Origin of the sequence: Mycobacterium kubicae, assembly GCF_015689175.1 — a bacterium.
Classification (GTDB): domain Bacteria; phylum Actinomycetota; class Actinomycetes; order Mycobacteriales; family Mycobacteriaceae; genus Mycobacterium; species Mycobacterium kubicae.
Window position 1 is genome coordinate 2,348,136 of record NZ_CP065047.1, and the last position, 13,203, is coordinate 2,361,338.

Sequence of the window (13,203 nt, forward strand, 5' to 3'; positions counted from 1 at the left end):
ACCTGAGTCTGATGAGACAGACACGCCGTGGCTCTGCCTCGCGACCGGTCGCCCGACTGGTGCGACCGGCGATTCCGTCGGTGCTGAGTGTGGCACTGTTGCTGTGCACCCCGGGTCTGGCCGCCGGTGACCCCGGCACCGATTCAATCGCCACCCTCATTGCCGATGTCGCCCGGGCCAACCAGCGTCTGGAAGACCTGAGCGCGACCGTCGAGACCGAACAGGAGAGCGTCAACAAGGCGATGGTCGCGGTGGAAACCGCCCGCGACAACGCCGCCGAGGCCGGACATGAACTGGAAACCAACCAGCAGGCGGTCAAGGACGCCAACGCGGCGATCGAGGCCGCGCAGCACCGGTTCAACACCTTCGCCGCCGCCACCTATATGAATGGTCCATCCGACGGCTACCTGACCGCGAGAAGCCCCGACGACATCATCGCCGCCGCGACGGCCACCCGGACCCTCACTGCCAGCGCCCAAGCGGTGATGGCCAACCTGCAGCGCGCCCGCACCGAGCAGGTGAACAAGGAGTCGGCCGCACGGGCCGCCAAGGACAAGGCGGACAAGGCCGCCGCCGACGCCAAGGCAAGCCAGGAGGCGGCGGTCGCGGCCCTCAACGACACCCGGCACAAGTTCGACGAACAGCGCGAACAAGTCAATCGGCTGGCCGCCGAGCGCGACGCGGCGCAAGCCAAGTTGGAAACCGCCCGGCTGGCGGCCGCGCACAGCTGGTCGGTGGGCGCCGGCGCACCCGGCTCGCCGCCCGCAGCGGACCAGTGGGACCACGCGGCCCAACCCGGCGCGCGCAAGTGGGACGGCTGGGATCCCACGCTGCCGCAGGTCCCCAGCGCCAACATCCAGGGCGACCCGATTGCGGTGGTCAATCAGGTGCTGGGTTACTCCGCCACCTCCGCCCAGGTCACCGCCAGCATGGGGCGCAACTTCCTGCAACAGCTGGGCATCCTCAAGCCCAACGACACCGGCATCACCAACGCCCCGACCGGTGGGACGTCAAGCCGGATCCCTCGCGTCTATGGGCGGCAGGCCTCCGAGTACGTGATCCGTCGCGGCATGTCCCAGATCGGTGTTCCTTATTCCTGGGGTGGCGGGAACGCTGCCGGGCCCAGTAAAGGCATCGACTCGGGGGCCAACATCACCGGCTTCGACTGCTCGGGCCTGGTCCTGTACTCGTTCGCCGGCGTCGGCATCAAGCTGCCGCACTACTCGGGGTCGCAATACAACATGGGCCGCAAGATCCCCACCGCGCAGATGCGCCGCGGCGACGTCATCTTCTACGGCCCGGGCGGCAGCCAGCACGTGACCATCTACCTCGGCGACGGACAGATGCTCGAGGCGCCCGACATCGGTCTGAAGGTGCGGGTGGCGCCGGTGCGCACCAGCGGCATGACGCCCTTCGTGGTCCGCTACATCGAGTACTGACGAGGATCAATGCGCCACAGACGAATTCGCTTGATCAGCCTAGCCTGGATCACCGCCTTGGTGACCGGGCTGCTGATCGCTTTAGCGGCCCCCGCCGAGGCCGACCCCGGCCAGTGGGATCCCACCCTGCCAGCCACCATCAGTGCGGGCGCCCCAGGGGATCCGCTCGCGGTGGCCAACGCGTCGTTGCAAGCCACCGCTCAGGCCACCCAGACCACGCTCGACTTGGGCAAGCAGTTCCTCGGTGGGCTGGGCATCAACCTCGGCGGTGACGTGCCCGCGGCCAGCAGCGGCAACACCAGCCCCAGCCGCATACCGCGCGCCAACGGCAAGCAAGCCATCGAATACGTGATCCGCCGCGCCGGATCGCAGATGGGCGTGCCGTATTCGTGGGGCGGCGGCACGCTGGAGGGCCCCAGCAAGGGTATCGACTCCGGCGCCAACACCGTCGGCTTCGACTGCTCGGGCCTGATGCGTTATGCCTTCTCTGGCGTCGGCGTGCTGATCCCGCGATTCTCCGGCGACCAGTACAACGCCGGCAAGCACATTCCCCCTGATCAGGCCCGCCGCGGCGACCTCATCTTCTATGGCCCGGGGGGCAGCCAGCACGTGACCATGTACCTGGGTAACGGTCAGATGCTGGAGGCTTCCGGCAGCGCCGGCAAGGTCACCATCAGCCCGGTGCGCAAACCCGGTATGACTCCGTTCGTCACCCGCATCATCGACTACTAACCGGGGTCTGTGCGGTCCAGGGGCATTTGCCCGGCGTCGACGGAATCCCAGACGCCTGGAATAGTTGAACGCGGGCACGTCGCTGCCCGGTGACATTGGTCGGGTCGGCAGTCGTGTCGGAAGAGCTGTGGAGGGTTGTTGATGACATCAGCAGGTGGCGGTTACTCGGGTCCGGGTGCCCATTCGGCACCCCCGACCCAAGAGGGGCACGTAGGTGGTGCCGACGGTCTGGCCGCCGAGGTGCACACCCTCGAGCGCGCCATCTTCGAGGTCAAGCGCATCATCGTCGGCCAGGACCAGCTGGTCGAGCGGATGCTGGTCGGCCTGCTCGCCAAAGGCCACGTGCTGCTCGAAGGCGTACCCGGCGTCGCCAAGACGCTGGCCGTGGAGACCTTCGCGCGCGTCGTCGGCGGCACGTTCGCACGTATCCAGTTCACCCCCGACCTGGTGCCCACCGACATCATCGGTACCCGCATCTACCGGCAGGGCAAGGAGGAGTTCGACACCGAACTCGGACCCGTGGTGGTCAACTTCCTGCTCGCCGACGAGATCAACCGTGCGCCGGCCAAGGTCCAGTCGGCGCTGCTGGAAGTCATGGCCGAACGCCACGTGTCGATCGGTGGCAAGACCTTCCCGTTGCCTAACCCCTTCCTGGTGATGGCGACCCAGAACCCGATCGAGCAAGAGGGCGTCTACCCGCTGCCCGAGGCGCAGCGCGACCGCTTCCTGTTCAAGATCAACGTCGGCTACCCCTCGCCCGAAGAAGAGCGCGAGATCATCTACCGGATGGGCGTCAAGCCGCCTCAGGCCAAGCAGATCCTCAACTCGGGCGACCTGCTGCGCCTGCAGGACATCGCGGCCAACAACTTCGTCCACCACGCGCTGGTCGACTATGTGGTCCGCGTCGTTACCGCGACCCGCCATCCCGAACAGCTGGGGCTCAACGACGTCAAGAGCTGGATCGCCTTCGGCGCCTCGCCGCGTGCGTCGCTGGGCATCATCGCCGCGTCCCGGGCGCTGGCCCTGGTCCGCGGGCGTGACTACGTCATCCCGCAGGACGTCATCGAGGTGGTGCCCGACGTGCTGCGGCACCGCCTGGTGCTGACCTATGACGCCCTGGCCGACGAGATCTCGCCGGAGATCGTCATCAACCGCGTCCTGCAGACGGTGGCCCTACCGCAGGTGAATGCCGTTCCGCAGTCAGGTCATTCGGTGCCGCCGGTGATGCAGGGCGCCACGGCCGCGGCCGGTCGGTGACTGATAGCAAGACGCCGGCGGTCGTCCACCCGCCGTCGATGCAACGCGGCTCCATCGACGACCCGAAGCTCGCGGCGGCGCTGCGCACCCTGGAACTGACCGTCAGCCGCAAGCTGGACGGCATCCTGCACGGCGACCACCTGGGCTTGATTCCAGGACCGGGGTCCGAGCCGGGCGAGTCGCGCATGTACCAGCCCGGTGACGACGTCCGCCGGATGGACTGGGCGGTCACCGCGCGCACCACCCACCCGCATGTCCGGCAGATGATCGCCGACCGGGAACTGGAAACCTGGCTGGTGGTCGACATGTCGGCCAGCCTGGACTTCGGCACCGCCGTGTGCGAAAAGCGTGACCTCGCGGTCGCGGCGGCAGCGGCGATCTCGTTCCTGAACACCGGCGGCGGCAACCGGCTCGGCGCGCTGATCTCCAACGGCGTCAACACCATTCGGGTACCCGCGCGGTCCGGACGCCAGCACGTGCAGACCATGTTGCGCACCATCGCCACCACCCCGCGTGCGCCGGTCGGGGTGCGGGGGGACCTGGCTGCCGCTATCGACGCGCTGCGGCGCCCCGAACGCCGGCGCGGGATGGCGGTGATCATCAGCGACTTCCTCGGCCCAATCAACTGGATGCGGCCGCTGCGTGGCATCGCCGCCCGGCACGAGGTGCTGGCGATCGAGGTGCTCGATCCCCGTGACATCGAACTGCCCGACATCGGTGACGTCATCCTGCAAGACGCCGAATCCGGCGTCACCCGCGAATTCACCATCGATTCCCAACTGCAAACCGACTTCGCCAAGGCCGCAGCGGCTCATCGCGCCGACGTCGCCCGCACCATCCGCGGCTGCGGGGCACCGGTGATGACGCTGCGCACCGACCGCGACTGGATCGCTGACATCGTCCGTTTCGTCGCTTCCCGCCGGCGCGGGGCAATGGCGGGCCGACGGTGACGGGCGCAGTTGCGGTGCCGAGCACTGACACAATGACGGGTCTGATATGACGTTGCCCTTGCTTGGGCCGATGACACTGTCCGGCTTCGAACACTCCTGGTTCTTCCTGTTCCTGCTGGTGGTCGCCGGGTTGATCGCGCTGTATGTGATCCTGCAACTGGCGCGCCAGAAGCGGATGCTGCGGTTCGCCAACATGGAACTGCTGGAAAGCGTTGCGCCCAAACGGCCGTCGCGCTGGCGGCACCTCCCGGCGATCCTGCTGGCGTTGTCGCTGGTGCTGTTCACCGTCGCGATGGCCGGACCCACCAACGACGTACGGATTCCCCGCAACCGCGCGGTGGTCATGCTGGTGATCGACGTGTCGCAGTCGATGCGGGCCACCGACGTCGAACCCAACCGGATGGCCGCCGCGCAGGAGGCCGCCAAGCAGTTCGCCGACGAATTGACCCCCGGCATCAACCTCGGATTGATCGCCTACGCGGGCACGGCCACTGTGCTGGTGTCCCCGACGACCAACCGGGAGGCGACCAAGAATGCGCTCGACCGGTTGCAGTTCGCCGACCGCACCGCGACCGGGGAAGCCATCTTCACCGCGTTGCAGGCCATCGCGACCGTGGGCGCGGTGATCGGCGGCGGCGACACCCCGCCGCCGGCGCGCGTGGTGTTGTTCTCCGACGGCAAGGAGACGATGCCGACCAACCCGGACAACCCCAAGGGCGCTTACACCGCGGCACGCACCGCCAAAGACCAGGGCGTACCCATCTCGACGATCTCCTTCGGCACGCCATACGGCTTCGTCGAGATCAACGACCAGCGCCAACCGGTGCCCGTCGACGACGAGACGATGAAGAAGGTCGCTCAACTTTCCGGGGGCAACTCCTACAACGCCGCGACGCTGCAAGAGTTGAAGGCCGTCTACTCCTCTCTACAACAGCAAATCGGCTACGAAACCATCAAGGGCGACGCCAGCGTGGGTTGGCTGCGGCTGGGCGCTTTGGTGCTGGCGATTGCGGGCTTTGCGGCGTTGCTGATCAACCGGCGGCTGCCGACCTAGTTTCTCTTCCGCGAGTGGACCCTGGCTGAGGTTTTCGGCTGAGATTGTCACGGTGTGGTTCCATTCGCGGGGACTTCAGGCCCCTCGCGACGCCCGCGCATCTCTTACCCGGCGAATGATGTCGGCCTGATGGTCGCCCGCGACGACCCGCACCACGATCCATCCGTAGTGGTGGGTCAGCTTCTCGTGTCGTCGAATGTCCTTCTTGATGTGGTAGCGATCGGCGAGGTGGTGGTCACCGTCGTATTCGGCGGCGACCTTGATGTCCTCCCAGCCCATATCCAGATAAGCCTCCGCCCAACCCCATTGGTTGCGAACGGCAATCTGTGTCTGTGGACGGGGGAAGCCGGCGCGGATGAGCAACAAACGCAGCCAGGTCTCTTTGGGAGATTGGGCGCCGCCGTCAACCAGGTTGAGGACCGCGCGCGCGGACTTGATGCCGCGACGGCCTCGATAGCGTTCGGCCAACAGGTTGACATCAGCCACCTTCACCTGGGTCGCCTGCATCAAGGCGTCGACCGCGGCGACCGCAGTGACCAGCGGATATCGGCTGGCCAGGTCAAGAGCCGTCCGGTCGGGTGTCGTCACGCGCATGCCGTCGATGACGCCGATTTCGTCGGCCTCGATCCGGTCTCTCCAGACCTGCACTCCCGGTGCTTGACGGTGGTTTGTGTCGATGATCGCCACAGGCTTATCCCCGCCGATCCATCTGGCTCCATGTAATACGGCGGCCGCATAGCCGGCCAACACGCCACGGCGGCGCGAGCGCAGCCATAACGCTTTTGCCCGCAGCGACGCGGTCAGCTCCTGGTTGCCCGCCACGTAGACGTCTTTATGGAGCGCGACGTATTGGCTGCGCAATTGGTAGGGCGTAACGGCGCCCGAAGATAGGGCTTCGCTGCCCAAAAAGGGCTCGATCATGGCCGTAGCGTGGTTTGCCACTCCGACGGATCGGCGGCCCTTGCGCCGCGAATGGTGCCTGGTTGTGGATATTCGGCGAGCTGAGGATGGCCTGGACCGCGAATGGAACCTCACCGACGTATTCAGGCCTGAGACTGGCAGCCTGGTTCCACTCGCGGTGCTCGGGGTAGCTGGCGAGCCGATTTCGGCCAACCGGACGGAGGCGATAGGTTGACGGGGTGACTGACACGGCCACTGACAACACCACCGAAAGTGCTGCAGACGGCGGCAAACCCGCATTCGTATCCCGTTCTGTACTGGTGACGGGCGGAAACCGGGGGATCGGTCTGGCGATCGCACAGCGGCTGGCCGCCGACGGACACAAGGTTGCCGTCACCCACCGTGGATCCGGGGCGCCCGAGGGCCTGTTCGGCGTCGAGTGCGACGTCACCGACAACGACACCGTCGACCGCGCCTTCAAGGAGGTCGAGGAGCACCAGGGCGCGGTCGAGGTGCTGGTGTCCAACGCCGGCCTGTCCGCCGACGCGTTCCTCATCCGGATGACCGAGGAAAGGTTCGAAAAGGTCATCGACGCCAACCTCACCGGGGCCTTTCGGGTCGCGCAACGGGCTGCGCGCAGCATGCAGCGAAAGAAGTTCGGCCGCATGATCTTCATCGGATCGGTCTCCGGCACCTGGGGCATCGGCAACCAGGCGAACTACGCGGCCTCCAAGGCCGGTGTGATCGGCATGGCCCGCTCGATCTCCCGCGAGCTGTCCAAGGTCAACGTGACCGCAAACGTGGTGGCGCCGGGCTACATCGACACCGACATGACCCGTTCGCTGGACGAGCGCATTCAAGAGGGGGCGCTGCAATTCATCCCGGCCAAGCGGGTTGGCACCGCCGCCGAGGTCGCCGGGGTGGTCAGCTTCCTGGCATCCGAGGACGCCAGTTACATCTCCGGTGCGGTCATCCCCGTAGACGGCGGCATGGGCATGGGCCACTGACCGCAACCGCGACACAAGGGCTTCAACCATCACATTAAGGACGACACATGGCAGGACTGCTCGAAGGCAAACGAATCCTGGTCAGCGGGATCATCACCGACTCCTCGATCGCCTTCCACATCGCGCGGGTGGCCCAGGAGCAGGGCGCGCAACTGGTGCTCACCGGATTCGACCGGCTGCGGCTGATCCAGCGCATCGTGGACCGGCTGCCAGAAAAGGCGCCGCTGATCGAGCTCGACGTCCAGAACGAAGAGCACCTGAACACGCTGGCCGCCCGCGTCACCGAGGTGATCGGTGAAGGCAACAAGCTCGACGGCGTCGTGCACTCGATCGGCTTCATGCCGCAAAGCGGGATGGGTATCAACCCGTTCTTCGACGCCCCGTACGAGGACGTCTCCAAGGGCATCCACATCTCGGCGTATTCCTATGCCTCGCTGGCCAAAGCGCTGCTGCCGATCATGAACTCGGGGGGCTCGATCGTCGGCATGGACTTCGACCCGAGCCGCGCCATGCCGGCCTACAACTGGATGACTGTGGCCAAGAGTGCGCTGGAGTCGGTCAACCGGTTCGTGGCACGTGAGGCAGGTAAGTACGGGGTCCGCTCCAATCTTGTTGCTGCCGGGCCTATCCGGACGCTGGCGATGGCCGCGATCGTCGGCGGGGCGCTGGGCGAGGAAGCCGGTGCGCAGATCCAGTTGCTTGAAGAGGGCTGGGATCAGCGCGCTCCGGTCGGCTGGAACATGAAGGACCCCACGCCGGTCGCCAAGACCGTGTGCGCCCTGCTTTCGGACTGGCTACCGGCCACCACCGGCGACATCATCTTCGCCGACGGCGGCGCACACACCCAATTGTTGTAACCGGCAATGGAATTCGACGCGGTCCTGCTGTTGTCTTTCGGCGGGCCGGAAGGTCCCGAGCAGGTGCGGCCTTTCCTGGAAAATGTCACGCGCGGCCGCGGGGTGCCGCCGGAGCGGCTGGACGCGGTCGCCGAGCACTACCTGCACTTCGGTGGGGTGTCACCGATCAACGGGATCAACCGCGCGCTGATCGAGGAGATCCGCGCTCAGCAAGATCTGCCGGTCTACTTCGGCAACCGCAACTGGGCACCCTATGTCGAAGAGACCGTTACTACCATGCGGGACAATGGGATTCGACAAGCAGCGGTGTTCACCACGTCGGCGTGGAGCGGGTATTCCAGCTGCACACAGTACGTCGAAGACCTAGCTCGCGCCCGCCAAGCCGCCGGCCCCCAGGCGCCGCGATTGACCAAACTGCGCCCCTACTTCGACCATCCACTGTTCGTGGAGATGTTCGCCGACGCCGTCGCCGCGGCCGCCGCGACCGGACCGGCCGACGCCAGATTGGTGTTCACCGCGCATTCCATTCCGCTCGCCGCGGACCGTCGGCTGGGGCCGAACCTCTACAGCCGCCAAGTCGCCTATGCCGCAAGTCTTGTGGCTAAGGCCGCCGGATACGACGACTATGACCTGGCCTGGCAGTCCCGCTCGGGCCCGCCGCGGGTGCCCTGGCTGGAACCCGACGTCGCCGATCATCTCAAGGCACTGTCCGACGACGGTGTCCGCGCCGTCATCGTTTGCCCTATCGGCTTCGTCGCCGACCATATCGAAGTCGTGTGGGACCTTGATCAGGAGCTGCAGGAAGAGGCCCAGGTCATGGGAATCGCGTTGGCCAGAGCCACCACCCCGAACGCCGACCCTCGATTCGCCCGGCTGGCAATCGATTTGATGGACGAGCTGCGGTACGGCCGCGCGCCCGCCCGGGTGCTCGGTTCAGACCCGGTGCCGGGCTGTTTGGCCAGTGTCAACGGCGAGGCGTGCCGTCCACCGCATTGCGCGCGCGAAAACGCCGACGGCAGCGAGTAATCAGTCGAACCAAGCCGAGTGCAGGATCGCGTTCAGGGCAGCCAACCGCGCCGAACGCACCACGGCGGTCAGCGGTCGCAGCGCACTGTTGGCCATGTGCGCTTCCGAGGTCGATTGCGTGCCAAGGGGCTCTATGCCGGCCGCAATGCGTGAGGTCGTGGAGTCGGGTAGCCGGCTCAGGCCGGCGCTGACCGCGATGATGGCGTCGACGTGCGCCGCGTTCTCCAGCACCCGCAATGCGCGGCACGGGGCGTGGTCCGGAACGCAATGTTGTCGCGTGGATTCCAGCAGTTGCTCGACCATCGCGCGCGGATTGTCGACGCCGGTTGCCGCCGAGCCCAATCCGATGGCACTCAACGCGTCGGCGGCCGAACGCACCGCTGAGCGCAAGGCGTATTCCGCGTCACCCAGCTCGTAGTGGTCGGTCAGCGGCGTAGCGGGCAGCGAGTAGACGACCCAGGACAGCGCGGTTATCTCCGGAATTGCGGAACTGTCGTCGGCCTCGCCGTCTTCAATGTCCTCGTAGAAAAATTCCGGAACCAGCCCGATGGCGGTGCTCGGGTCCGCTGCGTTGGTGATGATCACCGCCTCGCCGGCGGTCAGCGCGTCGCGCTGGAACTGGGTGCCGGCGGCCAAGCCTCGCACGTCACCGGGGACCGGCAGGACTACGCTGATCGGCCCGTGCAGGCGGTCCGCCGCGCAGCCCGTGTTCCGGCCCGCCGCCGCACGCACGGTCTGCAGCAGCGACATCGTGCCGCCATCGTGCACGTCGGGCCACGGCAAGCCGGTGTGACCGGCGGCGACAGCATCGTAGGCCGTGACGGATTGCTTTGGCGCCCACAGGGATAACGCGTCCAAGACGTCGTCGGGCGCGGCCTTGCCGGCGAGCCAGGCATTGGCCCACATCGACAGCGAAACACTGGGACACCACATGATCTCGCAGTGTAGTTGTTTGCCACGACTAAGGCCGATCACGAGTATTCTCAAGCCATGCCTGTGGCGCTGATCTGGCTAATTGCAGCATTGGTGCTAGCCGGCGCGGAAGCGCTCACCGGCGACATGTTCTTGTTGATGCTCGGCGGGGGAGCGTTGGCGGCCGCCGGGACCAGCTGGCTGACGGACTGGCCGGTCTGGGCGGACGGGGCGGTGTTCCTCGTCGTCTCGGTCCTGCTGGTGATGACGGTGCGCCCGGCCCTGCGGCGGCGGTTGACCCCGGCCAAGGGCGCGGTGATGGGTGTGCAGGCGCTGGAGGGCAAGAACGCGCTCGTGCTGGACCGGGTGGCCCGCGACGAAGGGCAGGTCAAGCTGGACGGTCAGGTGTGGACGGCGCGCCCGCTCAACGAGGGTGATACCTACGAGCCCGGCCAGCAGGTAACCGTCGTGCACATCGACGGCGCCACGGCGGTGGTCTTCAAGAACGTGTAACGCATCGAGAAAGGAACTCGGGTGAACGGTGCAGTTGCTGGGTTGGTGTTGTTGGTCGTCTTGGTGATATTCGCCATCATCATCGTCGCCAAATCGGTCGCGCTGATCCCGCAGGCCGAGGCCGCGGTGATCGAGCGGCTCGGGCGGTACAGCCGCACGGTCAGCGGGCAGTTGACGTTGTTGGTGCCCTTCATCGACCGTGTCCGGGCCCGGGTGGACCTGCGGGAGCGGGTGGTGTCGTTCCCGCCGCAGCCCGTCATCACCGAGGACAACCTGACCCTCAACATCGACACCGTCGTCTATTTCCAGGTCACCGTTCCGCAGGCCGCGGTGTATGAGATCAGCAACTACATCGTCGGCGTCGAGCAGCTCACCACCACCACGCTGCGCAACGTCGTCGGCGGCATGACCCTCGAGCAGACGCTGACCTCCCGCGACATGATCAACGGACAGCTGCGCGGCGTATTGGACGAGGCGACCAACCGCTGGGGTTTGCGGGTCGCACGCGTGGAGCTGCGCAGCATCGACCCGCCGCCATCGATTCAGGCCTCGATGGAAAAGCAGATGAAGGCCGACCGGGAAAAGCGCGCGATGATCTTGACCGCCGAAGGCACCCGGCAAGCAGCGATCATGCAGGCGGAGGGACAGAAGGCTGCGCAGATCCTCGCCGCCGAAGGCGCCAAGCAGGCCGCCATCCTGACCGCTGAAGCCGACCGCCAGTCACGGGTGCTGCGCGCTCAGGGTGAGCGAGCGGCCGCCTACCTGCGGGCGCAGGGGCAGGCCAAAGCGATCGAGAAGACATTCGCCGCCATCAAGGCGGGCCGGCCCACTCCGGAGATGTTGGCCTACCAGTACTTGCAAACACTGCCTGAGATGGCGCGTGGTGACGCGAACAAGGTGTGGGTGGTGCCCAGCGACTTCAGCGCCGCGCTGCAAGGGTTCACCCGGCTGTTGGGCACGCCCGGCGAGGACGGGGTGTTCCGGTTCGAACCGTCTCCGGTCGAGGACGCGCCCCGGCATGCCGCCGACGGCGACGACGCGGAGGTCGCGGATTGGTTCTCCACCGAAACCGACCCCGCGGTCGCGCAGGCGGTGGCCAAGGCCGAGGCGATCGCCGGCAAACCGGTCGACGGTGCGGCGGCGTCGCCGCCGGAGCTTCGGCAATAGGCTTGGCCCATGAGCCTTTTGACTGCACCGAAAACCTATGCGGCGCTCGCCGCATTCCAGGCTGGTGATGCGGTGGCGTGTGCCATCCCGTTGCCGCCGATCGCCGAGCTGCTCGACGATCTCGGCGTCCCGGAAAGTGTGCGGCCCGTCATGCCGATCGCCAAGGCCGCCTCAGCGGTGGGTCTGGCGGCCGTCACCCGATTCCCGGGCCTGGCCCGGCTGACCACTGCGATGCTGACGCTGTACTTCGTGTTGGCGGTCGCGGCGCATCTTCGCGTCCGGGATTTCCTTCGTGCCATTCCCGCGGTGTCGTTTCTGACGCTGTTCGCGGCGATGACGGCCAAGGGCCCGGACGGTAGCTAGTTCACTCCGTCCGCGACGACAGCACGACGCGCTGTCCTAACAGAGGTGCGTCGTAAACCAGTCCCGCGCGGCCTGCGACGCCAGTTTGAACCCCTGGCCGGTGTAGGCCGCGAAGTGGCCGCCCGGAATGAAGACGATTCGTTTCGGTTCGGCCGCAGTCTGGTACGCGGCCGCCGCCAGGCTCCCGCCGGTCAGGCCATCCTCTTGGGCGACGATCATCAGCAGCGGGGTCGGCGCGATGTCGGGCAGGTGGCGCGCCGGTTCGTAGCCGTAAAAGTTGTCCAGGCTGCGCAACGTCACCTCGTTGGGCCATTGCTGATCCAGCGTTACGCGTGCTTCGGTGAAGAATGCGTAGGCGTCGGGCGTGGGCAAACCCACCAGCGTGGTCGGGTCCTTACCGATGACCGGCACCATGGTCGGCGCGTCGCCGCGTGCGCGGGCGCGCCGGTCGGCGGTGAAGCGCTCCGGGCCGACCACCTGGTTGTTCACCCGGGCCAGGCTGGCGTAGGTGACCCTGCCGCTGATGAAGGGGGCCTGGCCGCAAACAGCGTGCACCCGCCGGTCGATCGCCGCGACGACGAAAGCGTGCGCGGCCGAGAAACTGGTTCCCCACACGCCGATGCGATCGGGATCAACCTCGGGTCGGTTCTGCGCAAAGGTGATCGCATGCCGGTAGTCGCCGATCTGCTCCCACGGGTCGACCTCATGGCGCGGCTTGCCGCGCGCTGTCCCGGAGTCACCCCAGCCCCGATTGTCGAAGACCAGCACGCAAATTCCCGCCTCCGCAAACACTTCGGCGAACTTGTCGAGGTACATCTTCTTCGTCGACGTCCACCCATGCGCCATGACCACACAGGGGCTCGCCGTCCCAGCTTGGTGTTCCTGCCGGGCGGGATACCACCACGCGTGGAGAGTGGCTCCCTCGGCGTCGAACGTGACGTCTTCGCGCAGCATTGCTCATAACTCCTCGAAATGGCTTGCAGCGCCCACATTTCCACAGCGAATCGAACTCGGTCCAATACCGAA

The 13,203-nt window shown here is 66.6% G+C and carries 14 protein-coding genes; 11 read left to right on the top strand and 3 right to left on the bottom strand.

The features are described 5' to 3' along the window. Window positions 1–11: 11 nt before the first annotated feature. The 5 genes from ripA (at window position 12) to I2456_RS11285 (ending at window position 5,432) form a co-directional block, all read left to right on the top strand. On the top strand, window positions 12–1,439 hold the full coding sequence (gene ripA, locus I2456_RS11265) for an NlpC/P60 family peptidoglycan endopeptidase RipA (RefSeq protein ID WP_085075751.1): 1,428 nt from the start codon (window positions 12–14) through the stop codon (window positions 1,437–1,439). Window positions 1,440–1,448: 9 nt separating this feature from the next. After that, a complete protein-coding gene (gene ripB / locus I2456_RS11270) occupies window positions 1,449–2,171 on the top strand; it encodes an NlpC/P60 family peptidoglycan endopeptidase RipB (protein ID WP_085075750.1) in 723 nt (240 codons plus the stop codon). Between the two features lie 141 nt (window positions 2,172–2,312). Next, window positions 2,313–3,428, top strand: coding sequence for a chaperone MoxR1 (moxR1, locus tag I2456_RS11275; protein WP_068031871.1), 1,116 nt, complete (start codon window positions 2,313–2,315; stop codon window positions 3,426–3,428). Beyond that, window positions 3,425–4,378 carry a DUF58 domain-containing protein gene (locus tag I2456_RS11280; protein ID WP_068031874.1) on the top strand — a complete coding sequence of 318 codons (954 nt, stop codon included), beginning with the start codon at window positions 3,425–3,427 and terminating at the stop codon, window positions 4,376–4,378. Before moxR1 ends, I2456_RS11280 begins: the two co-directional genes overlap by 4 nt. A gap of 46 nt (window positions 4,379–4,424) precedes the next feature. Next, the gene (locus tag I2456_RS11285; protein WP_068031877.1) at window positions 4,425–5,432 is read left to right on the top strand and encodes a VWA domain-containing protein; all 1,008 of its coding nucleotides are present in this window, start codon (window positions 4,425–4,427) and stop codon (window positions 5,430–5,432) included. Between the two features lie 75 nt (window positions 5,433–5,507). On the opposite strand, the gene I2456_RS11290 is transcribed toward I2456_RS11285, so the two are convergent. Beyond that, entirely contained in the window at window positions 5,508–6,353 is an 846-nt protein-coding gene (locus tag I2456_RS11290; RefSeq protein WP_085075749.1) for a hypothetical protein, read from the bottom strand. A gap of 218 nt (window positions 6,354–6,571) precedes the next feature. On the opposite strand from I2456_RS11290, the gene fabG1 reads away from it, so the two are divergent. The 3 genes from fabG1 to I2456_RS11305 are packed head-to-tail and all read left to right on the top strand — an operon-like array spanning window position 6,572 to window position 9,222. Next, entirely contained in the window at window positions 6,572–7,339 is a 768-nt protein-coding gene (fabG1, locus tag I2456_RS11295; protein WP_085075748.1) for a 3-oxoacyl-ACP reductase FabG1, read from the top strand. Window positions 7,340–7,386: 47 nt separating this feature from the next. Next, a complete protein-coding gene (gene inhA, locus I2456_RS11300; protein WP_068031886.1) occupies window positions 7,387–8,196 on the top strand; it encodes an NADH-dependent enoyl-ACP reductase InhA in 810 nt (269 codons plus the stop codon). Between the two features lie 6 nt (window positions 8,197–8,202). Further along, on the top strand, window positions 8,203–9,222 hold the full coding sequence (locus I2456_RS11305; protein WP_068164689.1) for a ferrochelatase: 1,020 nt from the start codon (window positions 8,203–8,205) through the stop codon (window positions 9,220–9,222). Here the strand turns inward: I2456_RS11305 and I2456_RS11310 are convergent, their stop codons facing one another. Then, window positions 9,223–10,155: a hypothetical protein gene (locus I2456_RS11310; protein ID WP_085075747.1), complete on the bottom strand. Its 933-nt coding sequence runs from the start codon at window positions 10,153–10,155 to the stop codon at window positions 9,223–9,225. It abuts the gene before it with no gap. Window positions 10,156–10,212: 57 nt separating this feature from the next. Here I2456_RS11310 and I2456_RS11315 point away from each other — a divergent pair, with 57 nt between their 5' ends. Genes I2456_RS11315 through I2456_RS11325 form a run of 3 tightly spaced genes read left to right on the top strand, consistent with a single transcriptional unit; the run spans window position 10,213 to window position 12,177 of the window. Then, window positions 10,213–10,647 (top strand): NfeD family protein, encoded by a 435-nt coding sequence (locus I2456_RS11315; protein ID WP_068031898.1) that lies wholly within the window; start codon window positions 10,213–10,215, stop codon window positions 10,645–10,647. 21 nt (window positions 10,648–10,668) lie between these two features. Next, window positions 10,669–11,814: an SPFH domain-containing protein gene (locus tag I2456_RS11320; protein WP_068031901.1), complete on the top strand. Its 1,146-nt coding sequence runs from the start codon at window positions 10,669–10,671 to the stop codon at window positions 11,812–11,814. A gap of 9 nt (window positions 11,815–11,823) precedes the next feature. Beyond that, window positions 11,824–12,177: a DoxX family protein gene (locus tag I2456_RS11325; RefSeq protein ID WP_068031904.1), complete on the top strand. Its 354-nt coding sequence runs from the start codon at window positions 11,824–11,826 to the stop codon at window positions 12,175–12,177. Window positions 12,178–12,213: 36 nt separating this feature from the next. Here I2456_RS11325 and I2456_RS11330 read toward each other — a convergent pair whose 3' ends face one another. Beyond that, window positions 12,214–13,131, bottom strand: coding sequence for an alpha/beta hydrolase (locus tag I2456_RS11330; protein ID WP_174814189.1), 918 nt, complete (start codon window positions 13,129–13,131; stop codon window positions 12,214–12,216). Window positions 13,132–13,203: the final 72 nt, after the last annotated feature.